The organism is Arthrobacter glycogeni (genome assembly GCF_054510815.1).
Genome location: NZ_JBTNDV010000003.1, coordinates 140833 through 166283, shown reverse-complemented (window position 1 = coordinate 166283; position 25451 = coordinate 140833). Strand labels below are relative to the sequence as shown.

30 protein-coding genes, 1 pseudogene and 1 riboswitch are annotated in these 25451 nt (G+C 65.1%); of the genes and pseudogenes, 15 read left to right on the top strand and 16 right to left on the bottom strand.

Annotated features, from left to right (window positions below; translation table 11 throughout):
• Positions 1-46 precede the first annotated feature (46 nt).
• The 3 genes from ACX80G_RS04645 (at position 47) to ACX80G_RS04635 (ending at position 2135) form a co-directional block, all read left to right on the top strand.
• The gene (locus ACX80G_RS04645; protein WP_459305974.1) at positions 47-1069 is read left to right on the top strand and encodes a LacI family DNA-binding transcriptional regulator; all 1023 of its coding nucleotides are present in this window, start codon (positions 47-49) and stop codon (positions 1067-1069) included.
• A gap of 9 nt (positions 1070-1078) precedes the next feature.
• Complete coding sequence (locus ACX80G_RS04640; protein ID WP_459305972.1) at positions 1079-1819, top strand: alanine--tRNA ligase-related protein; 741 nt, start codon at positions 1079-1081, stop codon at positions 1817-1819.
• Between the two features lie 172 nt (positions 1820-1991).
• Positions 1992-2135 (top strand): hypothetical protein, encoded by a 144-nt coding sequence (locus ACX80G_RS04635; RefSeq protein ID WP_459305970.1) that lies wholly within the window; start codon positions 1992-1994, stop codon positions 2133-2135.
• Here the strand turns inward: ACX80G_RS04635 and ACX80G_RS04630 are convergent.
• The 8 genes from ACX80G_RS04630 to ACX80G_RS04595 form a co-directional block, all read right to left on the bottom strand.
• Entirely contained in the window at positions 2132-2983 is an 852-nt protein-coding gene (locus ACX80G_RS04630; RefSeq protein ID WP_459305968.1) for a DUF8083 family protein, read from the bottom strand. The genes ACX80G_RS04635 and ACX80G_RS04630 overlap by 4 nt on opposite strands.
• 3 nt (positions 2984-2986) lie before the next feature.
• Positions 2987-3787, bottom strand: coding sequence for an exodeoxyribonuclease III (locus ACX80G_RS04625; RefSeq protein WP_459305966.1), 801 nt, complete (start codon positions 3785-3787; stop codon positions 2987-2989).
• A gap of 28 nt (positions 3788-3815) precedes the next feature.
• Entirely contained in the window at positions 3816-4640 is an 825-nt protein-coding gene (gene nadE / locus ACX80G_RS04620; protein ID WP_459305964.1) for an NAD(+) synthase, read from the bottom strand.
• A gap of 83 nt (positions 4641-4723) precedes the next feature.
• The gene (locus ACX80G_RS04615; protein WP_459305963.1) at positions 4724-5740 is read right to left on the bottom strand and encodes a sugar phosphate isomerase/epimerase family protein; all 1017 of its coding nucleotides are present in this window, start codon (positions 5738-5740) and stop codon (positions 4724-4726) included.
• Positions 5741-5750: 10 nt separating this feature from the next.
• Complete coding sequence (locus tag ACX80G_RS04610; RefSeq protein WP_459305961.1) at positions 5751-6854, bottom strand: Gfo/Idh/MocA family protein; 1104 nt, start codon at positions 6852-6854, stop codon at positions 5751-5753.
• Positions 6851-7588, bottom strand: a complete 738-nt coding sequence (locus ACX80G_RS04605) for a sugar phosphate isomerase/epimerase family protein (RefSeq protein WP_459305959.1) — start codon at positions 7586-7588, stop codon at positions 6851-6853. The genes ACX80G_RS04610 and ACX80G_RS04605 overlap by 4 nt, the downstream gene beginning before the upstream one ends.
• A 59-nt stretch (positions 7589-7647) precedes the next feature.
• Positions 7648-8808: a Gfo/Idh/MocA family protein gene (locus ACX80G_RS04600; RefSeq protein ID WP_459305957.1), complete on the bottom strand. Its 1161-nt coding sequence runs from the start codon at positions 8806-8808 to the stop codon at positions 7648-7650.
• Positions 8809-8919: 111 nt separating this feature from the next.
• Complete coding sequence (locus tag ACX80G_RS04595; protein ID WP_459305955.1) at positions 8920-9891, bottom strand: DUF5996 family protein; 972 nt, start codon at positions 9889-9891, stop codon at positions 8920-8922.
• Positions 9892-9972: 81 nt separating this feature from the next.
• On the opposite strand from ACX80G_RS04595, the gene pyrE reads away from it, so the two are divergent.
• Together pyrE and ACX80G_RS04585 are read left to right on the top strand one after the other, a co-directional pair.
• Positions 9973-10533, top strand: a complete 561-nt coding sequence (gene pyrE / locus ACX80G_RS04590) for an orotate phosphoribosyltransferase (protein ID WP_459305954.1) — start codon at positions 9973-9975, stop codon at positions 10531-10533.
• Between the two features lie 15 nt (positions 10534-10548).
• Entirely contained in the window at positions 10549-11550 is a 1002-nt protein-coding gene (locus tag ACX80G_RS04585) for a thioesterase domain-containing protein (protein WP_459305952.1), read from the top strand.
• On the opposite strand, the gene ACX80G_RS04580 is transcribed toward ACX80G_RS04585, so the two are convergent.
• Both ACX80G_RS04580 and ACX80G_RS04575 read right to left on the bottom strand, forming a co-directional pair.
• Positions 11544-12278, bottom strand: a complete 735-nt coding sequence (locus tag ACX80G_RS04580) for a tyrosine-protein phosphatase (RefSeq protein ID WP_459305950.1) — start codon at positions 12276-12278, stop codon at positions 11544-11546. The two genes, ACX80G_RS04585 and ACX80G_RS04580, sit on opposite strands and share 7 nt — an antisense overlap.
• A 3-nt stretch (positions 12279-12281) precedes the next feature.
• Positions 12282-13061, bottom strand: a complete 780-nt coding sequence (locus ACX80G_RS04575; protein ID WP_459305948.1) for an HAD-IIA family hydrolase — start codon at positions 13059-13061, stop codon at positions 12282-12284.
• 63 nt (positions 13062-13124) lie between these two features.
• On the opposite strand from ACX80G_RS04575, the gene ACX80G_RS04570 reads away from it, so the two are divergent.
• The 3 genes from ACX80G_RS04570 (at position 13125) to ACX80G_RS04560 (ending at position 15292) form a co-directional block, all read left to right on the top strand.
• Positions 13125-13790: a TrmH family RNA methyltransferase gene (locus tag ACX80G_RS04570; RefSeq protein ID WP_459305946.1), complete on the top strand. Its 666-nt coding sequence runs from the start codon at positions 13125-13127 to the stop codon at positions 13788-13790.
• 61 nt (positions 13791-13851) lie between these two features.
• Entirely contained in the window at positions 13852-14871 is a 1020-nt protein-coding gene (gene fbaA / locus ACX80G_RS04565) for a class II fructose-bisphosphate aldolase (RefSeq protein WP_459305944.1), read from the top strand.
• Between the two features lies 1 nt (position 14872).
• Positions 14873-15292 carry a DUF3151 domain-containing protein gene (locus ACX80G_RS04560; RefSeq protein WP_459305942.1) on the top strand — a complete coding sequence of 140 codons (420 nt, stop codon included), beginning with the start codon at positions 14873-14875 and terminating at the stop codon, positions 15290-15292.
• Between the two features lie 8 nt (positions 15293-15300).
• On the opposite strand, the gene ACX80G_RS04555 is transcribed toward ACX80G_RS04560, so the two are convergent.
• Positions 15301-15897 carry a hypothetical protein gene (locus ACX80G_RS04555; RefSeq protein WP_459305940.1) on the bottom strand — a complete coding sequence of 199 codons (597 nt, stop codon included), beginning with the start codon at positions 15895-15897 and terminating at the stop codon, positions 15301-15303.
• Positions 15898-15944: 47 nt separating this feature from the next.
• Between ACX80G_RS04555 and ACX80G_RS04550 the strand changes: the two genes are divergently transcribed.
• The 6 genes and pseudogenes from ACX80G_RS04550 (at position 15945) to ACX80G_RS04525 (ending at position 20033) form a co-directional block, all read left to right on the top strand.
• Positions 15945-16331 (top strand): DoxX family protein, encoded by a 387-nt coding sequence (locus ACX80G_RS04550; protein ID WP_459305938.1) that lies wholly within the window; start codon positions 15945-15947, stop codon positions 16329-16331.
• 185 nt (positions 16332-16516) lie between these two features.
• Complete coding sequence (locus tag ACX80G_RS04545) at positions 16517-17803, top strand: adenylosuccinate synthase (protein ID WP_459305937.1); 1287 nt, start codon at positions 16517-16519, stop codon at positions 17801-17803.
• An 8-nt stretch (positions 17804-17811) separates the two neighbouring features.
• Positions 17812-18078: a DUF3253 domain-containing protein gene (locus ACX80G_RS04540; RefSeq protein WP_459305935.1), complete on the top strand. Its 267-nt coding sequence runs from the start codon at positions 17812-17814 to the stop codon at positions 18076-18078.
• Between the two features lie 9 nt (positions 18079-18087).
• Entirely contained in the window at positions 18088-18627 is a 540-nt protein-coding gene (locus ACX80G_RS04535) for a PAS domain-containing protein (RefSeq protein ID WP_459305933.1), read from the top strand.
• Positions 18628-18666: 39 nt separating this feature from the next.
• Positions 18667-19127 (top strand): annotated as a pseudogene (locus ACX80G_RS04530) (diguanylate cyclase domain-containing protein); the annotation flags it as partial.
• Between the two features lie 18 nt (positions 19128-19145).
• The gene (locus ACX80G_RS04525) at positions 19146-20033 is read left to right on the top strand and encodes a putative bifunctional diguanylate cyclase/phosphodiesterase (RefSeq protein ID WP_459306224.1); all 888 of its coding nucleotides are present in this window, start codon (positions 19146-19148) and stop codon (positions 20031-20033) included.
• A gap of 17 nt (positions 20034-20050) precedes the next feature.
• Here ACX80G_RS04525 and ACX80G_RS04520 read toward each other — a convergent pair whose 3' ends face one another.
• Both ACX80G_RS04520 and ACX80G_RS04515 read right to left on the bottom strand, forming a co-directional pair.
• Positions 20051-20827, bottom strand: coding sequence for a SurA N-terminal domain-containing protein (locus ACX80G_RS04520; protein WP_459305931.1), 777 nt, complete (start codon positions 20825-20827; stop codon positions 20051-20053).
• A 112-nt stretch (positions 20828-20939) separates the two neighbouring features.
• Positions 20940-21434 carry a DUF427 domain-containing protein gene (locus tag ACX80G_RS04515; protein WP_459305929.1) on the bottom strand — a complete coding sequence of 165 codons (495 nt, stop codon included), beginning with the start codon at positions 21432-21434 and terminating at the stop codon, positions 20940-20942.
• Between the two features lie 71 nt (positions 21435-21505).
• On the opposite strand from ACX80G_RS04515, the gene ACX80G_RS04510 reads away from it, so the two are divergent.
• Positions 21506-22312 carry a carbon-nitrogen hydrolase family protein gene (locus ACX80G_RS04510; RefSeq protein WP_459306222.1) on the top strand — a complete coding sequence of 269 codons (807 nt, stop codon included), beginning with the start codon at positions 21506-21508 and terminating at the stop codon, positions 22310-22312.
• 36 nt (positions 22313-22348) lie between these two features.
• On the opposite strand, the gene ACX80G_RS04505 is transcribed toward ACX80G_RS04510, so the two are convergent.
• From ACX80G_RS04505 to sfnG, 3 genes are read right to left on the bottom strand one after another with little or no spacing between them, the layout of a single operon-like run.
• A complete protein-coding gene (locus tag ACX80G_RS04505; protein ID WP_459305927.1) occupies positions 22349-22852 on the bottom strand; it encodes a CoA-binding protein in 504 nt (167 codons plus the stop codon).
• Entirely contained in the window at positions 22849-24180 is a 1332-nt protein-coding gene (locus tag ACX80G_RS04500; protein ID WP_459305926.1) for an O-acetylhomoserine aminocarboxypropyltransferase/cysteine synthase family protein, read from the bottom strand. The genes ACX80G_RS04505 and ACX80G_RS04500 overlap by 4 nt, the downstream gene beginning before the upstream one ends.
• On the bottom strand, positions 24180-25325 hold the full coding sequence (sfnG, locus tag ACX80G_RS04495; RefSeq protein WP_459305925.1) for a dimethylsulfone monooxygenase SfnG: 1146 nt from the start codon (positions 25323-25325) through the stop codon (positions 24180-24182). Before sfnG ends, ACX80G_RS04500 begins: the two co-directional genes overlap by 1 nt.
• 5 nt (positions 25326-25330) lie before the next feature.
• Positions 25331-25435: riboswitch (SAM riboswitch) on the bottom strand.
• Between the last annotated feature and the right edge of the window lie 16 nt (positions 25436-25451).

The window sequence follows — 25451 nt, the reverse complement described above, 5'->3', positions numbered from 1 at the left end:
GAGACTGTAACGGGAGAGCTAAATCAAACGAGAGGGACCTAGCTCGATGGTCACGATCGAGGACGTCGCAGTTGCCACCGGGGTGTCCACTGCGACTGTTTCGCGTGCGCTGCGAAAATTGCCCGGGGTGTCGCCTGGTACGAGCGACCGAGTGCTGGCGGCAGCGGCCCGGCTTGGTTACGTGCCGTCGTCGTCCGCGTCGGGCCTCGCATCGGGCCGGACCATGGCGATGGGCGTGCTGTTGCCGCTGATTAATCACTGGTACTTTTCTGCAGTGCTGGCGGGGGTTGACCGCCAGCTTCGCGCCGCCGGGTATGACCTGGTGGTGTTCAGCCTGGGCGGGTCGGGCGTCAACCGGCAACGGGTATTTCACCGCTCCATCCTGCGCAAACGCATTGATGCGCTCCTGGTGATGTGCATGGAGCTCACCGATGATGAGCTGCAATCGTTGCAGGCGCTCGAGTCGCCGACCATCGTGGTGGGCGGATCAATCAAGGGGGTCCGTCATGTGGGCATTGACGACGACGCCGCCGCCCGGGACGCCGTCGAGCACCTGATCGAGCTGGGGCACACCAGGATCGCGCACCTGCGGGGCGGGGGCTCCTACGGCATCGAGTTTGAGGTGCCCCGTATCCGGGAGGAGGCATATCTTTCCGCTATGGCCAGGCATGGGCTGACCGTCCGGCCGGAATGGTCCCTGTTCGGGGACTTTCGTTTCAAGCGCGGCAAACAGGCGGCCCTTACCCTCCTGCAGGATCCGGCCGACCGGCCTACGGCGGTGTTCTGTTCATCGGACGAAATGGCGTTCGGGGTAATTACCGCCGCGGCCGAGCTGGGCATCAGCATCCCTGGTCAACTCTCGGTGGTGGGAATCGACGACCACGAATTCGCCGACCCGCTGGGTCTGACGACCATCCGGCAGAGCCCGGAGGAGCAAGGGGCCTACGCCGCTGACCTCCTGCTCGCCGAGCTGGAAGGAGGGACTCCGGCTGCCGCCCCCGCGCCGCGCCCCCACAAGTTGATCATCCGGACCTCTACAGCGCCGCCCTCCCGGGCAACGGGTAGATAGACTCGGCTGATGGCTACCGAACTTATCTACCTGAACGATTTTGATGTGCTGACCGGCAGCGCACGCGTGTTGTCGGTCAGCACCGACGACGACGGCCGGACCGACGTCGTCGTGGATCGGACCTGCTTCTACCCCCGCGGCGGCGGCCAGGACTGGGATACCGGGGTCATCCGAGGTGCGGGTGAATCCGCTGGGGACTTCGCTGTGGACGAGGTCCGGCTGGATCCCGAGGGAGTGGTGCACCACCTCGGAACCGGCTCAGTCGCGGTGGGGGAGGAGGTGTCACTGGAGGTGGACGCCGCCAGGCGGATGGTTAACACCCGGTTGCACTCTGCCGGCCACGTGGTCGACCTCGCCGTGGAACGACTCGGCCTGCAATGGGTTCCCGGCAAGGGAGCCCACTACCCACACATGGCGTTCGTCGAATACAACGCGGCTGTGCCCCCCGAGGAGGTCGACGCCGTCGTCGCCCAGCTACAGGAGGCCGCGCAGGGCGTGGTTGGCGCCGGCAGCACCAACGAGATCCGGTTCATGCCAGTCTCCGACATGGGGGAGTACTGCCGGAACGTGCCGGACAACATTCCCACCAACAAGCCCGCGCGGATTGTGCTGTACGCGGCCGACTTCGGCGTACCGTGCGGGGGCACCCATGTGGCGGACGTCAGCGACATCGGCACCCTAACCATCACCAAGATCAGGTCCAAGAAGGGTCTCACGAAGGTGTCCTACGCCGTCGACGGGATCAACTAGCGCTGTCGTCGGCTTCCCCTACCTGTTACCAGGCTTCCCGGTGGCTTTACCTGGGGAAAGAGGGGATGGTGAGGCTGATGGGGCTAATGGGTCCCAGCGCACCCGCATTCTCGTGAGCAATCTGGGCCGGCGGGGGTGACCTGGAGATTGGTGAGCGATATTCCGCACCCCGATGTCTAGATTCCTCACCGAATCGCAGACCACGACGGCGACGACGACCACGAGGGCGACCACGACGGCGGACGAGCGGACGACGATGACGATGCGTGCGACGACCACGACGCGTGCACGCCGGGCGGGGTGGACTGCCGGCTAGCTGGCTCGGGCCAGCTGGCGGATTGGAATCCAGCGGGAGGCCAACCGACGATACGAGGCAGCGGCTCCGGTCATGTCCCCTTCAGAGAGACATTCAATGCCCATGCGGACATCCATGGGTGATTCATCGGGGAAGACCAGATCGGCGACCGGGCCGTAGTCCAGTTCAACCACCGCATCGAGGCGGAACAACTGGAGCCACTCGATAATGTCGGTCAGGTCGTCGAGCAGGTCCAGCTCGGGCGCGGCGATCGCCAGGGACGCCATCGCGTGTTTGGCCCGTTCGATACACTGATGCGCTGCCGCGGCGACCCTGACGGTGCGCACCTTCCCGCCATCCTCGATCACCTCGGTCAGATCATCCTCGTGAATCAGGACGAACCAGGAGAACGGGACTCCCCAGGTGGCGGACCGGGTATGCAGTTTGGCCGTGGTCTCGGCGACTGTTTCGGGGTCGAGTCGTGCCTGATGCGCGTCAGTCGCCGCCTCCGGGAGCAGCACGTCGACCAGGGGGCCGCGGATGGTCTGGCCCAGCGATTCGGCGGCCAGGGACGTGCGGACCGCCAGCTGGTTGGGGCAGTAATACTGGGCGGTGATGCCGTTGGTACCGGGGAAGTGCAGGACCCGGACCAGATCGGTGCCGTGGTGGGGGAACGGGTCCGAGACTGGCCGCAGGATCCGTTGCAGCGAGTTGCTGCGCTCAATTCTTTCGGTGTCCTTGCGGTCGCGTGAGCGCTGTTCGAGAATCACCAGTTGCTGGGCGTCGCTGAACGCTTCGAGCGGTTCGAAAACCCTAAGAAATGACACGTAGGGGAAGTGGCCCGTGGCGGCCGGACCGATGCCCGCCATCAGCTATCCCAGCTCCACAATGACCGGGGCATGGTCGGAGGCGCCTTTGCCTTTGCGTTCCTCACGGTCGATCGACGCGCCGGTCACACGCTCGGTTAGCGCCGGCGACGCGAGCACAAAGTCGATACGCATCCCCATTTTCTTGGGGAAGCTCAGCTGCTTGTAGTCCCAATAGGTGTAGACGCCGGGTCCCGGCGTGTGTGGTCGGGCGACGTCGGTGAAGCCTGAGTTCTCGAACGCATGGAACGCCGCACGTTCCGGGGGGCTGACGTGGGTGTACCCCTCCCGCTGGAACAGGTCGATGTCCCAGACATCCTCATCCTGGGGTGCGATATTCCAGTCACCGGTCAGGGCGATCTGCGCCGTGGGGTCGGCTTCGACCCAGCCGAGGGCCTTCTCCCGCAGGGTGTCCAACCAGTCGATCTTGTACTGCATATGCGGATCGTCGAGGGAACGCCCGTTGGGGACGTACAGGCTCCAGACCCGCACCCCGCCACAGGTGGCGCCGATGGCACGGGCTTCCTGGATCGGTTCGGCGTCCTTTCCGAACAGGGGCTGGCCCTCAAAGGTGCGTTCGACGTCGTCGAGCCCCACCCGGGAGGCGATGGCGACGCCGTTCCACTGGCTGAGGCCGAAGTGGGCTACCTCGTAGCCGTTGGCCTCGAAGAGTTCCCAGGGAAAGTTCTCGTCCTTGCATTTGGTTTCCTGGATGGTCAGGACATCGACGTCGGAGCGGGCAAGCCAGGCTTCGACGCGGTCCGCGCGGGCTCGGAGGGAATTGACGTTCCAGGTGGCAATCTTCACAGGGAACACGTTACCAATGTCCTGGGCGTCAGCCCCGCCACCAGGTGTCGAGGATGGTAACCGGGACGGTCCGCTTGTGCCGGGTGATGGTGTGGCGGCGTTCGATGGCAAGGGCGGCCGACTCGTCGATCTCCCTGCCTTCCAGATAGTCGTCGATCTGGTCGTAGGTGATGCCAAGTTCATGCTCGTCGGCGCGGCCGGGCTGATGATCGAGGAGGTCGGCCGTCGGTATCTTGGCGTAGATCTGCTCCGGGGCTCCGAGCTCCCTGAGCAGTGCCCGGTTCTGACGCTTGTTCAGGCCAAACAGGGGCAGGATGTCAGCGCCGCCGTCGCCGTGCTTGGTGAAGAACCCGGTGACCGATTCCGCGCCGTGATCGGTGCCGATTACCAGGAGGTTGTGTTGGCCGGCGAGGGCGTACTGGGCGATCATCCGGGCCCTGGCCTTGATGTTGCCCTTGGTGAAATCGGAGATGTCTTCGCCCGTGGCGTTCGAGTATTCGGCTTCGAAACCGTCGACCGCCGCAGCGACATTGAAGGTGCGCTGGCTTTTCGGCTTGATGAACTCCAGGGCTGCCTGCGCGTCGTCCTCGTCGTGTTGCTCGCGGTAGGGGAGGCGGACGGCGACGAAATCGGCGTCGACCCCCTCATCGGCGAGTTCGGTCACAGCGAGCTGCGCGAGCCTGCCCGCCAGGGACGAGTCCACACCACCGCTGATCCCGAGGATAAAGCCGTTGGTGCCTGTGGCCTTGAGGTAGTCCTTCAGAAAGGTGACCCGGCCCCGGATCTCCGCTGCAGGGTCGATGGTGGGCCGCACGCCCATTTCCTCGATGATGCTGGCTTGGTTCTCGCGCATGGGAAAAGGCTACTACGGGGGCGTTTCCGGTGCGTTACGCCAAATCCCACGACTCCCACGATCCTGCCGCCATGGGGGCCGCGTCACTGGAAGGAAGTCCGCTGCTGCGTGAAGGCCGCGTCGAAGGAGCCCCCGGAGGGGCTGAAGTCGAACTGCTTGAGGAAGGCCAGCGCCTCCGGTGCGCCCTGTAACCGGTCCATCCCGGCGTCCTCCCACTCAATTGAGATGGGCCCGTCGTACCCTATGCTGGTGAGCGCCCTGAAGCTGTCCTCCCACGGCACATCCCCCCGGCCGGTGGAGACGAAGTCCCAGCCGCGGCGGGGATCGCCCCAGGGCAGATGCGAGGACAGGATGCCGTTACGGCCCCCGCCCATCCGCAGCTTCGTGTCCTTGCAGTCGACGTGATAGATCCGGTCGGCGAAGTCGGAAATGAACGCCACCGGATCGATCTGCTGCCACATGAAATGGCTGGGATCCCAGTTCAGGCCGAAGGCCGGCCGGTGCCCGATGGCTTCCAGGGCGCGCTGCGTTGACCAGTAGTCGTAGGCAATCTCGGAGGGGTGCACCTCGTGGGCGAACCTGACCCCGCACTCGTCGAACACGTCGAGGATAGGGTTCCAGCGGTCGGCGAAGTCCTGGTACCCGGCGTCAATCACGTCCTGGGACACCGGCGGGAACATCGCCACGTATTGCCAGATGGAGGACCCGGTGAATCCCACCACGGTCTTCACCCCGAGCTTCCGTGCCAGCCGGGCGGTGAGCTTCATTTCTTCGGACGCGCGGGCCTTGACGCCGTCGGGCTCGCCATTCCCCCAGACCCGGGGGCCCACGATGGCCTGGTGCCTGAAGTCGATAGGGTCATCGCATACGGCCTGACCCTTGAGGTGGTTGGAGATGGCCCACACCTTCAGGCCGTGGCGTTCCAGAATCGCCAGTCGCCCGGCGATGTAGTCATCATCGTCCCAGCGCCACGCATCAAGATGGTCCCCGGAGACAGCGATTTCCAGGCCGTCGTAGCCCCACTCGCCTGCCAGGCGTGCCACTTCCTCGAAGGGCAGGTCTGCCCACTGGCCGGTGAACAGGGTGTAGTTGCGTGCCATGGGTTAGCTCTTAGGAAAGGGTGAGCTGGGTAGGATCCCAGTCCTCGGGAAGGGGGTCCAATGCTGCTGCTGAACTGGTCACCGGCACAAACGCGCCCGTGTCGACTGATTCGGTGATCGCCGCCATCGCATCGAGGATGTGGAAGCCCGTTGCACCCTGGGCACGGTGTGGCTGGCCCGCGCGGATGGACCGCGCCATCTCCAGGACGCCGGAGCCTCTGCTGAAGACCGACCCGACGGCCGGAAGGACTTCCCAGTCGTCGGCGCCGTGTCGGTGCACCCGGACATCTCCGAAGAACTCGTTCGGATCGGGGAACGCGATTGCGGCATCGGTCCCGGTGATTTCCAGGAAACCGGTCCGCGGGCGGGGCGAGTCGAAGCTGAAGATGCTCTGCGACGACTGGCCACCGTCGTACTCCACCAGCGCGCTGACGTGGGTGGGAACCGACACCTCAAACGTTTCGCCAGCCTTCGGTCCGGAGCCGATCACCCGGGTGTCCCGCGACCGGGAGCCGACGGCGGCGACCCGCCGGATCGAACCGAAGGCCTGCACCAGGGTGGTCAGGTAGTAGGGACCGATGTCGAATAGCGGCCCGGCCCCTTCCTGGAAGAGGAAAGCGGGATTGGGGTGCCAGGATTCCGGGCCGGGCGACTGCATCAGCGTTAACGCGGTCAGGGGAGTGCCAATATCGCCGCGCCGGATGCTGCGCAGCCCGGTCTGCAAGCCGGCGCCGAGGAAAGTATCGGGGGCGCAGCCCAACCGAACCCCTGCCGCGGCGGCGGCGGCGAGCAGTTCCATTCCCGTGCCCCGGTCCAGGGAGAAAGGTTTCTCGGACCAGACGTGCTTGCCGGCCGCCACGGCGGCGAGGGCCACCGGCACGTGCGCGGCGGGAGTGGTCAGATTGACCACAATTTCCACGTCCGGGTGGGACAGGGCATCGTCAACGCTTCCCGAGAGCCCAACGCCAAACTCGGCTGCCCGGGCGCGTGCCGCATCCTCGAAAAGGTCAGCCACAATGTGGACGTGGAGATCAGGGAACGCGGTGAGGTTGGTCAGGTATTCCTTGCTGATGACGCCGGCGCCGATCACGCCGACGCCGACCGGTCCCCTCACGCGCCGGTCCGGGAGAGCAGGAACCGGCGGCTGTCCTCGATCGCCTCAAACAGGTCGCCAGCGCTGTCGTCGAGTTCAACAACAGCCGTTTCCACCGTCGACGCCGCCCCCAGCACGGCGTCGATGTCCATCCGCCCGGCGCCGACCGCGACCTGCGACGTGTTGTCCCTGTCGACTGCGCCGTCCTTGATGTGGATCAGCCGGACCCTCTCGCCCAACCGGCCCAGCAGCCCCGCGGGATCCTGACCGCCGACGGCCACCCAGTAGGTGTCCACCTCCAGGACCACTGAGGGGTGGAGGTGCTCGGCCAGGACCTCAAGACCGGTGCGACCATCGAAATCTGTCTCCACCTCAAACCAGTGGTTGTGATATCCCACCCGGAGGCCGTACCCGGCGGCGAGCGCTGCCGCCTCGTTGAGCTGACCGGCGGTCCTGGCGATGTCGTCGACCGATGTCCAGCGCAGTGGATCTACGAAAGGGTCGATCACCGTCCGCATTCCGAGGGTGCGGGCGGCCTCAAAAATGGCGGCCTGATCCGCGGAGAGCAGCGGAGCATGACCGGACGGTGCCGACAGGCCGTTGCGTTGCAGTGCTGCGGCCAGCGGGCCCGGGTCGGCAGCAAAGTTGTACGGTTCGACGTTGGTGAAGCCCATCGCCGCGATCCGGTCGATGGTGCCATCGAGATCGGCCTCAAGCGAATCGCGGACGGTGTACAGCTGGACAGACAGTTCCATGGGTTCCTCCTGCGTGCGGTGGGTCTTTCAGGCGGTGGGTCTTCAGGGCAGTGGATCTTTCAGACGGGCGCGACGGCGGTGCCCGTCCGGGCGGCGCTGGCTTCCAACGCGGCCAGCACCCGCTGGGTCGCCAACCCGTCCTCGAACGACGGCGACAGCGGGGTCCCCTCGTCGATGGCGGTGAGGAAGTCGGCTGCCTGGCTGGTGAAAGTGTGGTCCCAGCCGAGGGTGTGCCCGGCGGGCCACCACGCTCCAAGGTACGGGTGGGAAGGCTCCGTGACCAGGATGGTGCTGTAACCCTGCAGCTCGGTGGGCGTGGCGCTATCGAAGTATCGCAGCTCGTTGAGGTGCTCAAGATCGAAGCGCAGCCCACCACGGGAACCGTAGACCTCAATCTGCAGCGAGTTCTTGCGGCCGGTGGCGAACCGGGAGACTTCCAGACTGGCGACGGCGCCAGACGCGAGGCGCAGGGTGGCCCAGGCGGCGTCGTCGACGGTGACCGGCTCAAGACCGTCCGGGCCGTGACGTTCGGTCACAAACGTGTTGACCGTGCCGGATACCGAGGTCACCGAGTCGTCGAGCAGGAAAGCCACCTGATCGACGGCGTGCGACGCCGGGTCGCCCAGCGCGCCTGAGCCGGCGGATGCCTTACGCAGCCGCCAGCTCATGGCCGCGCGCTCGTCGGCGAGCCAGTCCTGCAGGTAACTCACGCGAATCTGACGGACGTCCCCCACGCGCCCGTCAGAAATCAGGGAGCGCGCCAGGGCAAGCGCGGGAAGTCGGCGGTAGTTGAAGCCGACCATTGACTGGATGCCGCGGGTCCGCGCATCGACTGCGGCGGCGACCATCTGCTCGGCTTCCGTCACCGAGTTGGCCAGCGGTTTCTCCACGATGACGTGCTTGCCGGCGTTCAGCGCGGCAATAGCCAGCTCGGCGTGGAGCTGCCCGGGGGTGCAGATGTCGACGAGCTGGATGTCGTCGCGTTCGAGCACCTCCCGCCAGTCAGTCGAACTTTCGGCCCAGCCAAACTGGGTGGCGGCGTCGGCCACGTGGCTGGCGTCCCGCCCCACGAGGAGCTGCTGGGTCACGCGCGGCGTCGGGTAAAAAGCATTCACGTTGCGCCAGGCGTTGGAATGCGCCTTCCCCATGAAGGAGTAGCCGAGAACGGCCACCCCGAGCGTGTCGGGCACGGCAGCTGCTGCCGGGGCGGGGATGGTCATCGGGGGTCTCCTTCAAGAAATGGCGTACAGGGAAACTTCCCTGGAGCGGTGCGGTAGTCAAACTGGCCAGCACCCAGCACGAGAGGGACAATCCCGGCAACCGGGCACACGTTAGCTGCCTTCACGACGGGTCGTAGTCACCGTGCCGCGTCGGTCCCACCGTGCCGGATCGGTCTCCAGCCGGGCCCTGTCCCAGTGACCGGTCGTCGCCGCTGCCACATAGGTGGCCTGTAGAAACTCAAGGAGCACATGGTCGGGATCGGTCGCCGAGCGGACCACTTCGTAGGGCAGCAAAAACTGTCCGTTCCCTGGTGAATAGAACGCCCCCGCCGGACCGGGAGACCGGTCGGCAAAGCCCGCCGGCTCGGGGTAGGCGTACGCATAAAATGCACCCTCTTCGCCGCCACCGGGCCAGAATCCGCAACTGCTCAGTTCCTTCGAGTAGCCCTCCTCCATCACCCAATCGCCGCAGTTTGGTGCACCCCCGGGATGGACGGGGGCGTCCCTGCCGGAAAATCGCGTGCAGGCCAGATCCATGGCGCCCCAGAAGAAGTGGACTGGGCTGACCTTGCCCGTGAAGTGGGCTCGAAACGCGTTCATCACCCGGTCCGCCTGGACGAGTTGGCGCCAGAACAGGTGGGCGGAGACTGGATCGTAGGAGGCGTGTGCTGTGTCTTCGGGGAAAGGAATTGAGGGGTCCACCTCGTTTGGCCGGGATTGAATGTCGATGTCGATACCCAAGTCCGCGAGGGCTCCCATGACCCAGGAGTAAAAGTCCTTCATCGGCATGGGCGCCAGCGCCAGTTCCCGTGTCTGCCCATCGCCGCTGCGGATGCGCAGCCGGTGATCGTGAAAGTCGAACTCAATGTCAAAAACCGTGTCCCGGTAGGGGATTGTTGACGTAGTCAACCCGCGGGCGCTGACATACAGGGTGACCTGCCACCAATGATTGACGAGCGGCGCGTGTGCAAGCCGGATCTTGCCGATGATCTGGGTCCACAGGTGCAGGGTGTCCCGCGTGTCAGACCAATCGGCCACCAAAAGTTTCGGCCATTCTTGAGTGGCTTCGTCTCGCCGGATCATAGCGCTCCCTCCAGTTTGTGTCCGAGCCTACCGAACTGGCCCTCGCATGTCGCTGCTGGTCGAGCCATTAGGATTGCATCCATGACAGCTACCGTCGCCCGAGACCGCCTGCGCGAACTCATCCAGGACCTGGCCATCGTGCATGAGAAGGTCACTTTGTCCAGTGGGAAGGATGCCGATTACTACATCGACCTCCGCCGGATCACCCTCCACCATGAAGCCTCGCAGCTGGTGGGCGTGGTCATGCTGGAGCTTCTCGACGACGCCGGCATTACCTTCGAAAGCGCTGGCGGTCTGACCATGGGCGCCGACCCCGTGGGTACGGCCGTCATGCACGCCGCGGCCCGCGACAACCGCGGCATTGACGCGTTCGTGGTGCGCAAGACCCAAAAGACCCACGGCATGGCCCGCCAGGTGGAAGGCCCCGATGTTGCCGGCCGGCCCGTCGTCGTGCTCGAAGATACCTCGACCACCGGTGGCTCGGCGCTGACCGCTGTGGAGGGTGTCCGGCGGGCGGGCGGCCTGGTGCAGGCGGTGGCAGTGATCGTTGACCGGGACACCGGCTCGAAGGAGCGGATCGAGTCCGAAGCGGGTGTGCCGTACCTTTACGCGTTCGGCAAAGACGAGCTCGGTTTGGGCTAGCGCCCCCTCACACCCATGACTGACGATTCCGAGCGGCTGCTTCGCTATGCGCACGGGGTCAAGGGGATGTCCCGCCGGTCATTCCTGATTGGCTCGGGGTTCGGCCTCACGCTGGCTGCCGATCTGTTCCTGACCCGGCGAATTCAGGAGGAACGCGAAGAACTGCAAATCCTGCCCGTCAAGGACGACGAGGCGGCGCGGCGGTTCCCGCGAGCCCGCTGGATCATTTTCCCCGGCTACAAAACCGGTTGGGAGGAGGGCGGCTGGATTGCTAATTCGCTGCAGCCCGCTCTCAGCCAGCGCGGGCAGATTTCCGTGCTGGGATATTCCAACCGCGGGCTCAATGTCGCCACCATCGTTGCGGCGCTGAACCGGTACGTGCGGATCTTCCAGGTGGAAACCTTGTATTTCTACGGGCACAGTTTCGGCGGAATGGTGGCTGTTGAGGTGGCGTCGCAGCTGCGCGGCCTCGGCATCAACGTGGAGCTGATCATCCTTGATTCCAGTCCGCACTCCCGCACCGATGTGCTGGACCAGGCGGTTTTCGAGGGCGTGGTGTTCCTGTACGACGCCGGCTACCGGGTGCCGACCGTGTTGCGGGGCGGCTACGAGCTCGGGGAGCGAATCGTCAACAAGGATGAGCGCTCCTGGCAGCAGATCCTCAACCAGACCCTCGAACAGCTGTCCCCGCTCGCGCCGTCCAGCGTGCTGATCCAGTCGCAATCGTCCTACATCTACCACTACAACGTCACCCGGTTTCAGGGGACCCTCGGCGATACCCAGATCGCGTTCATCGGGAATCCCAACGACGGCACTGTCAACTACTCGACCACCCGGCCGGGCTGGGCGGAGGCGTTCCCCGACAATCTGGTGTCGGCTGACTACGTGACCGAGGGGGCGCTTCCGGCCCACGCCAGCCCGCAGTGGAACCCGCTGATCTACCAGAGCATCGTGGTGGCACTGCAGGATGAGTTTCTCCCGCTTCCGCGCGGCGGGTTCCTTAGGACCGTCTACTGACCACTGAGTGTCCGCCGCAGCTGCGCTAGGTCGGCGCGGTCCATGCCGGCACCCGTCAGGAAGGCGTCAACGGTCCCGAACTCCCGGCGCAGCCCATCGATGAACGTCGCCATGGCGGCGGCCGGGGAGGTGAGGATGACCGGCGGGTTTTCAAACGAAATCCGGTCCGCCCCCGCCGGGGCGTTCCCCACCCAGAGCTTCGCGAGCGCCGGCAGGATCAGCGGGAGGGCCCCCGTGGTGTGGGCGTAGTCCTGGATGATCAGGTCATCGGAGACCCCCGCCACCAGAAGGACGACGGCGGTGATCACCCCCGTCCGATCCTTACCCGCCGCGCAGTGCACCAGCGTGGTCCGGCCCGCCGCGATCGGCGCCAGAGCGCTGACCACCACTTCGGGGCGGCTATGCAACCAGCCGACGTAATGGTTTCCCAGGTCCTCTGCGGTCAGTAGGTCAAAGGTGGAGGCGGGGTTCGCCTCGGACGGGTCGAGCGGCGCAGTGACCACGTCGATCCCGGCGTCCGCCGCCACCAGCCACGGCACCATGGTGGCCTCGCGGTTGCTCCGCAGGTCAACGATCGTCTCAATCCCCTTGCCCCTGAGGAAGCCCATGGTTGCATCACGATCCCAGCCGAAGGGCTGACTGGAGCGGAACACCAGTCCGGGTACCGTCGCCCGGGGATCGGCGGCGGTGAGCTCAGCGATGTCGCGAAGGTTCAGAATTCCCGGCACCGGCTACACCTGGTCGATGAGGTCAGCCACCGAGTCCATGATCTGTGCCGGCCGGAAGGGATAGGCGTCAATATCGGCACGCTGGGTGATCCCGGTCAGCACCAGCACCGTGTGCAACCCGGCTTCCATCCCCGCGATGATGTCAGTGTCCATCCGGTCCCCGATCATCGCCGTCGTCTCGGAGTGAGCGTCAATTTGGTTCATCGCCGACCTGAACATCATCGGATTGGGCTTACCCACAATGTAGGGGACACGGCTGGTGGCAGCGGTGATCAGCGCCGCCACGGCCCCGGTAGCAGGCAGCGGACCTTCCTTGGACGGTCCGGTCACGTCGGGGTTGGTCGCGATGAACCGGGCTCCGCCTTCCACCAGCCGGATCGCCTTGGTGATGGCCTCGAACGAGTAGGTGCGGGTCTCGCCGAGGACCACGTAGTCGGGGTGCTGATCGGTGAGCACAAAACCCGCGTTATGCAACGCCGTCGTTAAACCAGCCTCACCGATAACATAGGCGCGTCCGCCCGGCAGCTGTTCTTTCAGGAATTGCGCGGTGGCGAGGGCCGAGGTCCACAGGTTCTCTTCCGGGATTTCCAGGCCCGACGCCTTGAGCCGGGCTGCCAGGTCACGCGGGGTGTAGATCGAGTTATTAGTGAGCACCAGGAACCGTTTGGAGGTGGTCACCCAGCGGTCAATCAGGTCAGCAGCACCCGGGATGGCCTGATTCTCGTGGACGAGGACGCCATCCATGTCAGTCAGCCAGCATTCGATGTGTTCGTTCTCGCGCATATGATCTCTCCCTGCTGTCCGGGCGGTGCTATCCGTCCCAGTCTTTCACCTTAGGCTGGGAGCGTGAAAGAAAATCCCGAAACTCCACTGGTCCCGGTCGGCGTCGGGCCCTGGGAGGGTCAGCTGCCGGAGGGCAGCCACTGGGATCCCGACCTGCTCGCGGCAGGGGACACCCGCAACGTGGTCGACCAATACCGCTATTGGGCGCACGACGCGATCGTCGCTGACCTGGACTCCCGCCGCCATACCTTCCATGTGGCGATCGAAAACTGGCAGCACGATCTGAATATCGGTTCGGTGGTGCGCACCGCCAACGCTTTCATGGCCAAGGAAGTCCACATCATTGGACGACGGCGGTGGAACCGTCGGGGCGCCATGGTCACCGACCGTTACCAGCATGTCCGGCACCACCCCACAGTGGAGGAGTTCGTGGCCTGGGCAACCGGAGAGGGACTGCGGATCATCGGGATCGACAATTTTCCCGACTCGGTACCGCTGGAAAGCTACGAGCTGCCCGGGAACTGTGTGCTGGTCTTCGGCCAGGAGGGGCCAGGGCTCACCCCCGAGGTGCACGCCGCCGCTGACGCCACCCTCTCCATCGCCCAGTTCGGGTCGACCCGCTCCATCAACGCGTCAGCCGCCGCAGCGATCGCCATGCACGGCTGGGTCCGCCGGCATGTGTTCAACCAGAGCGTCCAGGCCGTTTCTGTCGATCGACCAGTCGAATAGGATGGCTGGAGCGGTCCGTTTCCATCCCGCCTGTTAGCACGCATTCCACAAAGGAGTCCCTATGCCTATCGCAACACCTGAGATCTATTCGGAAATGATCGACCGTGCCAAGACCGGGGGATTCGCGTATCCGGCTGTCAACGTCACCTCCTCCCAGACACTCAACGCGGCCATCCGCGGGTTCGCTGAGGCGGGCTCCGACGGGATCGTGCAGGTCTCAACCGGCGGCGCCGCGTACTGGTCCGGCGCATCGGTGAAGGACATGGTGGTCGGGTCCCTCGGTTTCGCGGCATTCGCCCACGAGGTGGCCAAAAAGTATGACGTCAACATTGCCCTGCACACCGACCACTGCCCGAAGGACAAGCTGGATGACTTCGTCCTTCCCCTCCTTGCAGCGTCGGAAGAAGCGGTCAAGCGCGGCGGCAACCCCATCTTCCAGTCCCACATGTGGGACGGCTCAGCCGAAACCCTTGAAGAGAACCTGCGCATCGCCAAGGACATCCTGCCCCGGGCGGCGGCAGCCAAGATCATCCTCGAAGTCGAGATCGGCACCGTCGGCGGCGAAGAGGACGGCGTCGAAAACGCCATCAACGACAAGCTCTACACCACCGTCGACGACGCCCTGGCCACCGTCGAGGCGCTGGGCTCCGGCGAGCACGGCCGCTACCTGACCGCCCTGACCTTCGGCAACGTGCACGGCGTGTACAAGCCGGGCGGCGTCAAGCTGCGCCCCGAGATCCTCAAGGACATCCAGGACCAGATCGGCGCCAGGTTGGGGAAAGACAAGCCCTTCGACCTGGTGTTCCACGGCGGGTCCGGCTCGTCGGCGCAGGAAATCTCCGACGCCGTCTCCTTCGGTGTCATCAAAATGAACATCGACACCGACACGCAGTACGCGTTCACCCGCCCGGTCGTTGACCACATGCTCAAGAATTACGACGGCGTCCTGAAGGTCGATAACGAGGTGGGCAACAAGAAGGTCTATGACCCACGAGTGTGGGGAGCAGCAGCCGAAGCCGGGCTCGCCGCCCGCGTCGTCGAGGCCGCAGCATCTCTGGGCTCCGCCGGGAAGAAGCTCTAATATGTCGGACGAATTCCGCCGCAATCTACTCGGCCCCGATCCCACCCTGCTTCCCGAGGAGACGGATCTCGGGGCACGGCTGGCTGCCGGTGACGAGGCGGTTGACCTCGCTGCCAAGTACCCGACGTCGTCGCTGGTGTGGGCCATCCTCGCCGACGAGGCGTACGGCGAGGGGCGCACCATCGAGTCCTATGCGTACGCCCGTACCGGCTACCACCGGGGCCTCGACGCCCTCCGCCGGAACGGCTGGCGGGGAACCGGCCCGGTCCCGTACTCGCATGAACCCAACCGCGGGTTTTTGCGGTCCCTGTACGCGTTGGGCCGGGCCGCGGCCTCCATCGGCGAGATTGATGAGGCCGAACGGATTGCCAAGTTCCTTGGTGAATCCGACCCCGACGCCAGCAAGCAGCTCGGCAAGTAGCCAGCCGACTATGGCCGCTTGATGCTGGTCACCACGGTGACCAGCATCGGCGCGGCCGGGGCCGAGCTGAAACCAAACCGCACCGGGGGTGTCAGCCGGGCAAGTCCGCCCACATCGGTCCCGTCCCAGCTGGCCGTTACCGCGACGATTTTCCGTGCCATGGTCACCCCGTAATATTCGGTACGGCCATTCCCTGCTGAGCCGGCCGTCCTGACGCCCGGCATGAGCAAACCCGCCACCGGATTGATCAGCCTGAGCCAGCGGGGTGAGGTCCCCAGCCGGCGGGGGACGAGGCGTAGCAGCCGTCCCAACCCGGTCACGCCGCCCAGTTCGGCAGTGACCCTGAGAGGCCCGGCTGCGACGGTCAGGATGCCGTCGCTGAGCGTCGAGATCACGTCGACCACCAGCACCCGGTCGAACTGGTAGGTGGCGCTGACATAGTCGGCCACCACCTGGGTGGGAGCGAGCAGCGTCCGGCTCCCGCCGTCGTCCTCCACCATCACGTCGGTGAAGGCCCCGAGCGGCGACTCCGTCCAACGGCCCACCACCAGTCGAGTGCCCGAACCGGTGCCAAGCCCGGCGATGTTGCCAACGAAACGATCCATGAGCACATTCTCCCCTCCAGCGGCGCTGCGAGTGGCATCATGGCCCTATGCAGAAGAAGCGGATCGACCTGGTATGGCTCGCGCTTGCGGCGGCGCTTGCCTTCTTTTTCGTCCGGGCGGGGATCGAGAAGGTCATCGGGGTACCCGCAGCCCTGCTCCCCTTCCAAAAATCGGGCTTACCAGGGTGGACCGTCTACCTGACGGCTGCCCTCGAATTCATCGGCAGCGCCGCACTGTTCGTGCCCCGGGTCCGTACCCTGGGGGCGCTGCTGCTCGTGCTGGTCATGGCCGGGGCGGCGGTGACCAACATCGTCAACGGTGACGCCAACTATGTGTGGACCAACGTGCTGCTGGGCGCCGGCGCCCTGGTCCTCGCCTGGCAGGGCCGCCCCTATCTGTTCGACCGCTCCCGGCGGGACAACCGCCCGGGCTGAGGGGGGACGAGGAGTCGCCCATTGACCACCGCAGCTGAACGCCGGCAGGATCTGTTGCTAAACTTGGCTGGTAAGAGCCCCAGATCTCTTGCAGTCACGCAGCAGTAGGTTTTGGGGCATTCTCATGCACTTCTGGCGGCATCGCGTGTTGTGCGGGTGCTGCCGCAACGATGGGGGAGGATCCCATGCCAGCGATCGTTATTGTCGGAGCCCAATGGGGCGACGAAGGTAAAGGCAAAGCAACCGACCTGCTCGGCGGACGGGTTGACTACGTCGTCAAGCCGAACGGCGGAAACAACGCAGGGCACACCGTCGTCGTTGGCGGTGAAAAGTATGAACTGAAGCTCCTGCCCGCTGGCATCCTGAGCCCCAACGCAATCCCGATCATCGGCAACGGCTGCGTCATCAACCTCGAGGCGCTCTTCGAGGAGATCGAGGGGCTGGAGGCCCGCGGCGCCGACACCTCGAAGCTGCGCATCTCGGCGAACGCCCACCTGGTGGCGCCATACCACCAGGTCCTTGATAAGGTCACCGAACGGTTCCTCGGCAAGCGGGCCATCGGCACCACCGGGCGTGGCATCGGCCCCGCCTACATGGACAAGGTGGCCCGGCTGGGGATCCGGGTCCAGGACGTCTTCGACGAGTCAATCCTGCGCCAGAAGGTTGAAGGGTCGTTAGCCCAGAAAAACGAGTTGCTGGTCAAGGTGTACAACCGCCGCGACGTCGAGGTGGAGGAGGTGGTCGACTACTTCCTGTCCTTCGCCGACCGGCTCCGCCCGCTCGTCATCGACAGCACCTACGTGCTCAACGAAGCCCTCGACGCCGGCAAGGTGGTCCTCATGGAGGGCGGCCAGGCCACCTTCCTCGACGTGGACCATGGCACCTACCCGTTCGTGACGTCGTCGAACCCCACGGCCGGTGGCGCTTCGGTCGGGTCGGGGATCGGGCCCACCCGGATCAGCCGCGCCGTGGGCATCATCAAGGCCTACACCACGCGGGTCGGAGCCGGGCCGTTCCCCACCGAACTCTTCGACGACATGGGCATGTACCTGCAGACCAAGGGCGGCGAGTTCGGTGTCAACACTGGCCGCCCGCGACGCTGTGGCTGGTACGACGCCGTGTTGGCCCGCCACGCCGCCCGCGTCAACGGGTTCACGGACTACTTCGTGACGAAACTCGATGTGCTCACCGGGATCGAGCGGATCCCAGTCTGTGTGGCGTACGAGGTCGACGGCGTCCGGCACGATGAGATGCCGATGACCCAGACCGGCTTCCACCACGCCAAACCCGTCTTCGAGTATTTTGAGGGCTGGACCGAGGACATTACCACGGCGCGCACCATCGACGACCTGCCGGAGAACGCTCAGGTGTACGTGCGGGCGCTGGAGAAGATGTCCGGCACGCGCTTCTCGGCCATTGGGGTGGGCCCGGACCGTGACCAGACCATCGTCATCAACGACCTGATCGGCTAGACCAGCCAGTGGATCCCGCCAGCGACGACACCGGCCAGCTCCTCGAGGGCGCCATCCGGCGGCTACTCGACCAGCGAAAGCCGGAGGCGACGATCTGCCCGTCGGAGGCTGCACGAGCCGTGTCCGACGGGCAGTGGCGGGACCTGATGGAGGCGTCCCGCGAGGCCGCCAAGCGCCTGGTCGCCGCCGGTGAGGTGGAAATCACCCAGGGCGGGACGGTCATTGACCCCTCGACGATCAAGGGCCCCATCAGAATTCGACGCCGGCGGGCCTGACCTTCCGGTGTGGTAGCTCACGCCGACGGACCTTACATTTCGGCTCGGCCCGCCGACAGTTCAGTGCGGAGCAGACGGTCAGCTGACCGGGCCGTCGCCCACACCGACTTTTCGAGGGGCAGTCATGACGCCGATGGCGTTTTCAGAGCGGGTATTTCCCGCCCACCGGCGTTTGCCGTGAGCGCCACCGGGCTGGACTACGAAGCCCTGTTTCAGTACGCGCCGATGGGGTATCTGCTGACCGACGACAACGGCGTCATCACCAACGTCAACGAAACGTTCCTTATCTGGGCCGGCCACTCCCGCGCAGACCGGTTGAATACGCCGCTGCACGCGCTATTCCCGGCCGGGGACCAGTCCTTCTACACTATGCAGTGCGTCCCCCAGCTGACCCTGGTCGGTGCCGTCTCCGAGATTGCTCTGGAGGTCGTGGGCAAGGACGGCGCCCGACGTGCAGCGTTGCTGTCCGCGAACCGGGTTTCGGCCTCTGACACCACACCGGCGATGGTCCGGGTCGGGATTTTCGGTGCACACCAGCGTTTGCGGTAGGAGAAGAGTCTGCTTGATGCGCGACGCCGGGCCGAGGAGTTGGAGGCGAGGTGGGCCGCAGCCGAGGCCGGGCTGCAGCACCCGGCCCTCCACGACGCCCTGACGGGGCTGTTGAACCGGGCTGGCCTGATCCAGGAGCTCGGTGCTGTGCTGTCGGACGCCGGCGCCTCAGCCGGACACGCCGTGGTGTTCTTCGTTGACCTTGACCATTTCAGGGCGGTCATCGACAGCCTGGGCATGCTGCCGGTGACGAGCTGCTGAGTTTGGTGGCGGGACGGCTTCGGGAATCAGTGAGTGAACCGCTGCGCATCGCGCGGCTATCCGGTGACGAGTTCGTCGTCGTCGAAATGGTCGACGACACGGCCGAGGTGGGGACGGTGGCCGGGCGGCTGCTGGAGTCACTGAACCCACCGATCATGATCGAGGGTCTTGAGGTGGTGGTGGGCGCGAGCATCGGGGCGGCGATCTTTGAGGACGGCGATACGCCAGAGCGGCTGCTGCACCGGGCCGATATTGCGATGTACCAGGCGAAGGCCAGTGGGCGGAACGCCTGGGAGCTGCACGATTCCTCCCAGTCCGACCCGGCAGTCGACAGAATGCGGCTGTTGGGCGAACTGCGGCACGCCATTGCCAACGGTGAACTCCGCGTGTACTACCAGCCGCGGGTGAACCTGCGGAACGGCTGCCTGACCGGTGTCGAGGCGCTGGTGCGGTGGGAACACCCCAGTAGAGGACTGTTGCCGCCGTCGGACTTCATTGGGCTGGCCGAGGAATCAGGGCTGATCCGTGAACTGGGGGCGTGGGTGCTCGACGAGGCGGTGGCGCAGGCGGTGCGGTGGGCTGCAGATCACCCAACGCGTGGTCCGGTGGAAATGGCGGTGAATCTTTCCACCCGGCAACTCACTGATCCTGAACTCCCGCGGCGGGTCGGGGCGGTGCTGGCGCGGCACGGCTTTGATCAGTCCCTGCTGACCCGTGAAATCACCGAGACGTCCCTGATAGTGGGGCCCGAGGCGGCCATGAAGGCGCTGACCGCGCTGAAGGCGCTGGGGGTAGGGCTGGCGGTTGATGATTTCGGGACCGGCTATTCGAGCCTGACCTATCTGCGGCAGTTTCCCATCGACGAGCTGAAGATCGACCGGTCGTTCGTGTCGGGGCTCGGTATCAATAGTGGCGATTCGGCAATTGTGGCCAGCTGCGTGCAACTGGCTCACGCTGTGGGTATCAAGGCGGTGGCCGAGGGCGTCGAGACGGAGGGGCAGCGCGAAGCCCTCATCGATCTCGACTGCGATCTGGCACAGGGCTACCACTATGCCCGGCCGCTCCCAGCCGCCGAGTTGGCATCATGGTTCGCCATGGAATCTCCCGAACTGGCGCACACCACTCCGGGTGCCGCAGCGCTCTAGCTGCGGCACCAATGGCACTACAGGTTGATCGTGATGTCAGCCTTTTCACGGAGGCTGGCCACCAGGGACTCCGCTGCTGCGGACTCCTTCTGGGTCTTGAGCTGCTCCTCAAGGGCCGGCTTTGCTTCTTCGAAGGGCGGCACCTCGGTCTCTTCACCGCTCTGGGCGTTCTGTTCCTCCTGCTGGGCCACCGCCTCGTCGTAGGCGGTGGTGAGCTCCTCCTCGGAAGGTGCGGCGTCCCCCGCCTCTTCCTTGATGAGCTGCTCCACCTGGACCTGGGTGGCAAGCTGTTCGTTGACTGTTGCCTCGTCCATGCCCTGCTCGGCAAGCGCGGCATAGAACTCATCGGCTGAACCAAGCTGGTTGGCTGCGACGAGCTCGTCGAGTGCTGCGGTAGTTGCTTCCTCGCTTGCCTCAAGCCCCCGCTCGCCAGCTTCCTGAACCAGCAGTTCGGTACCGATCATCCCCTCAACGGTCTGGGTTTTCAGCTCATCCTGGTCGACAGCTTCCCCGGACATCTGTGACTGGATCGCGGCCTGCTCGTACTGGGCGGTGTAAACCGACTCAAAATCAGCTTTGAGGATCTCGGTGCCGTTCACCAGAGCGACGACGTCGGGCACGCCCTCAAGATCGGGCTCGGCGACTTCTGGAGCCGCGTCGGGTGCTGGGCTTTCGCTGGCGGGGGACTGGGACGTCTCGGACCCTGACTCGCTGCCGCTTTCGGGCGTGCCGCATGCTGACACCACCGAAACAATTCCGGCCAAGGCAATACTCAGTAACAACTTCTTCCGCACAATATTCTCCTGCCAGATAGATAACCAACCTGCGAAGTTATCAGCTTTCTATGAGCGTTAGCTGGACGCTACCTTTTGACGGCGGGTTTGGGCCGCCAGGACGGGGCCCGGACTACCAGCCCCAGGTGCCGGGCGCTCCTTTGAAAGGGCCCACAAGGCGCCCGGTGATCCAGCCGCCGTAGAAGTCGCCCTCCTGCGCCGTGACCACCTCGCCGTCGATCAGGCAGCGGTCCATCGCTCCCGGGTAAATCGCCACCCGGGTCTGCAACGCCTCGAAGCCGGGGGTGGGGCTGGGATAGGTCCAGCCGGCGCGCTGCACGCGATGGCGCCCACTGACGACGTCGTAATAGGCAGCCATGCCCTTGTACTCACACAGCGATGAGCCCTCCGCGGGGACCAACGTGCCGGCCACGAAGTCGTCGATCGGTACGTAGTACACCGGCGGGTGGCTGGTTTCGAGGACCCGGACCGCGGTGGTGCTCTCGGCAATCACCGCCCGGCCAAACTCGATCACTATCCGCTCGGTGGTGTTCTCCAGCCGGGGCGGCCGTGGGTAGTCCCACACGGACTCCTGGCCAGGACCAGGGACGATAGGTTGCAGTCTCATAATTCAACGATAGGACCTTCAGGCATTCGGTAGGCTGTAAGAGCATCTATTTCATGATGAAAGCGGCGACAATGAAGATCAGCGTTGGGCAGTTCCGGCCGGGCGGCGACGTCTCGGACAACCTCAGGACCATGCGGGGGCTCGCCGAGAAGGCGCGTTCCGAGGGGTCGGAGCTGATCGTCTTTCCCGAAGAATCCATGTTCTCCATCGGGAAGGTAGAGGGGTCGCTGGCGGCCGCGGTGGACGAGAACTGGTCGACGTTCGTGCAGCAACTGTCCTTCGTCGCCGCCGAACTGGGCATCGCCATTGTTGCCGGCGGGTACGAGGGCAGCGGCGAGGATCGCCCCTACAACACGCTGGTGCTGGTCGACGCCACCGGCAAGATTGTGGACACCTACCGCAAGCTGCACCTCTACGACGCCTTCAGCTACCAGGAGTCCACCCGGATCAAGCCGGGCGACGGCGGTATCAAGGTGGTCACGATCGGTGAGCTGACGGTGGGCCTGATGACCTGCTACGATATCCGCTTCCCGGAACAGGCGCGGGCGCTTGCGGACCGTGGGGCGGACCTGATCCTGGTGCCGGCCGCCTGGTTCAAAGGCGACCACAAGGTGGACCACTGGGAGACCCTGCTGAAGGCCCGCGCCATCGAGAACACCGTCTGGATTGCCGCGGCGGGAACCTCCAGCGGGCACACCATCGGCCACTCAGCCATCCTCGACCCGATGGGCATTCCGCAGGTTTTCCTCAATGAGGAGAGTGAGGGCGTGGTCACCACCGATGTGTCACGCCGACGGATCGCCGACGTCCGACAGTTCCTGCCCGTCCTGAAGAACCGCCGCTTCGCGCGCAACGAGGAGATCGTCGAGTCCCACTAGCCCCGGACCGATGGATCTCTGTTTGGTGGGGTCGGGCTAGGCGGTGACCCGGCGCTTCGACGAAATCACTCCCGTGTTGAAACCGGCCAGGTTCAGTCCGCCGTGGAACCGTGCGTGCTCAATCTTGATACACCGGTCCATGACGACATTCAGTCCCGCCTTTTCGGCGTCGTGCGCAACGCCCTCATGCCAGGACCCCAGCTGCAGCCACAGCGTCTGCGCGCCGACCGCCTTGGTCTCCTCCAGGACGCCCGGGAGGTCGTCGTGCTTCCGGAACACGTCAACAATGTCGGGGACCTCGGGCAGGTCGGCGAGTGACGCGTACACCGGCTGCCCTAGAATCTCCTTGGCCACCGGGTTCACGAAGTACAGCCGGTAGGGCGACGACGACTGCAGGTACGTTGCCACGAAGTACGACGCGCGGGACGGCTTGTCCGACGCCCCAACAATCGCCACAGACTTGGCATTCCGCAGGAGGGAGAGCCGTTCGGGTGCTGACGGGCCCTCCCAGGTCCGCACCGTTTCCGGGCCAGCGCTCATGCCTGAACTCCTTCGGTTGAACCCGGTGCCGCAGCGAGCTGGGGCGCTGTGGCAAGATCCAGCGCCTGGTCGATGTCCCACAGAATATCTTCCAGGTCCTCCAGCCCGATCGAAATCCTGACCAGGTCCTCCGGGATGCCGGCCGTGACCAGCTGTTCGGCGGAGAGCTGCTGGTGCGTCGTCGAGCCGGGGTGGATGACCAGGGTGCGTGCGTCGCCGACGTTCGCCAGATGCGAGGCGAGCTGTAGTGATTCAATGAACTTCTGCCCGGCCGCCCGGCCGCCCTTCACCCCGAAGCTGAAGACCGATCCCGGCCCCTGCGGCAGGTATTTGGCTGCCCGCTCGAAATGACGATGCGAGGGGAGCCCGGCGAAGTTCACGTATTCAACCCGCGGGTCGTTCTCGAGCCACTCGGCGACCGCCTGCGCGTTGGCCAGGTGCTCGTCCATCCGCTGGGCCAGGGTTTCGACGCCCTGCAGCAGCTGGAACGCGGACATGGGGGACAGGGACGGGCCGATGTCCCGCAGCTGTTCGGTGCGCAGCTTGGTCAGGAACCCGTACTCCCCGAAGTTGGCCCACCACTGGATGTTGCCGTAGGACGGCACCGGCTCCGTCATGGTGGGGAACTTGCCGTTGCCCCAGTTGAAGGTACCGGCCTCGACGACGACGCCGCCCAGGGTGGTCCCGTGCCCGCCGATGAACTTGGTGGCCGAGTGGATCACAATGTCCGCGCCGTGCTCGATCGGCCGGATCAGGTAGGGGGTGCTCAGGGTCGAGTCGATGATCAGCGGCACCCCGGCGTCGTGGGCGATCTTTGCCAGCCCCTGAATATCGGCGATCTCGCCGGACGGGTTGGCGATCACCTCGGCGTAGACGGCCTTCGTGTTGTCCTGGATGGCCGCGGCATAGTCAGCGGGGTCGGTGCCGGGCACAAACGTGGTGTCAATGCCGAACCGGCGGAGGGTCACGTCAAGCTGGGTGACGGTGCCGCCGTAGAGCTGCGACGCGGCGACAATGTGATCCCCCGCCTGGCACAGCGCGGCGAAGGTGATGAATTCGGCGCTCATGCCCGACGCCGTCGCCACGGCCCCGATGCCGCCCTCCAGCGACGCAATCCGTTCCTCGAACGCAGCGACCGTGGGGTTGCCGATCCGCGAGTAGATGTTGCCGTACTTCTGCAGCGCAAACAGGTTGGCGGCGTCGGCCGTGTCCTTGAAGACGAACGACGTCGTCTGGTAGATGGGTACCGCCCGGGCCCCATGGGCCGAGTCAGGAGTGCCTCCGGCGTGGAGGGCGCGCGTGCGGAAACCGAAGCTGCGGTCAGCCATCAGACACCTGCCTTAATCTGGTCGTCAACAATGAAATCTAGGCCCTCTTTGCGGGCGAGGTCCGCTTCGAGCTCGCGGACAATGGGAAGGATGTCTTTGCCGAAGGCTTCGACTTCCTCCTGGAAGTGCAGGTAGCAGGTCAGCATGAGGTTCACGCCGATCTTCTTGTACTCGACGATGCGCTCGGCAATCTGCTCGGGCGTCCCGATGAGCTGGGTCTTGAACCCGTCGTTGTACTGGATCAGGTCCTCGAAGGACGAGTCGGCCCACATGCCCTTGCCGTCCTTGGTGGACGCGCCAGCCTCCTGGACCGCGTCGCGGAACCCTTCGACGGCCGGCTTGTGCGCCTTGGCCACAATCTCGCGGAGGGTTTCGCGGGCCTCCTTCTCGGTATCGCGGGCGATCACAAACCCGTTGAGCCCGAACCTCGGGTGCCGTCCGGCTTCGGCTGCTGACGCCTGCACGCCAGCGACGTTCTCCTTGAACCCCTCGAGGTCCTTCCCGTTGGAGAAATACCAGTCGGCCACCCGGCCTGCGGTTGCCTGTGCCGCCGTCGAGTTCCCGCCGAAAAAGATCTCCGGGTGCGGCCGCCCCGGCACGTCAACGGGTGGCGGGTTGAGGGTGAAGTCGGTGATGTTGTAGTACTTCCCGGCCTGGGAGAAGTTTTGCTCGGTCCAGAGGCCGCGGAGAATCCTGATGAACTCCTCGGTGCGGACGTACCGTTCGTCGTGCTCCAGCCACGGCAGCCCGAACCCGGTGAACTCACTCTTCAGCCAGCCCGAGACGATATTCACTGCCGCCCGACCACCGGAAATGTGGTCGGCGGTGATAATGAACTTCGCGAGGACACCGGGCTGCCACATGCCCGGGTGGACGGCGGCGATCACCTTCAGCTTTTCGGTCGCGCCGAGCAACGCCAGCGAGAATGAGGTGGCCTCATGCTGCTTGTCGGCGCCATACGACGCCGCGTACCGGGTCTGCGAGAGGGCGTACTCGAAGCCGGCATTTTCTGCAATGCGCGCCAGTTTTTTGTTGTAGTCGAAGTCCCAGCTGGTGCGCTGCTCAATGGTCGACACCACCAGCCCGCCGCTCACATTGGGAACCCAGTAGGCGAACTTGAGGGGTTGGGATAGATCAATAGCCATGAAAACCTCCATCGTGCCTGGCATTAGCACCCTAATGTCACTGCCGGGGCAGTGGCCAGGGTTGCTGCGGTGTCAATGAGCCAGATCTCTCGTACCGCTCGGGATGGTCACCACCAGTGTGGCAGC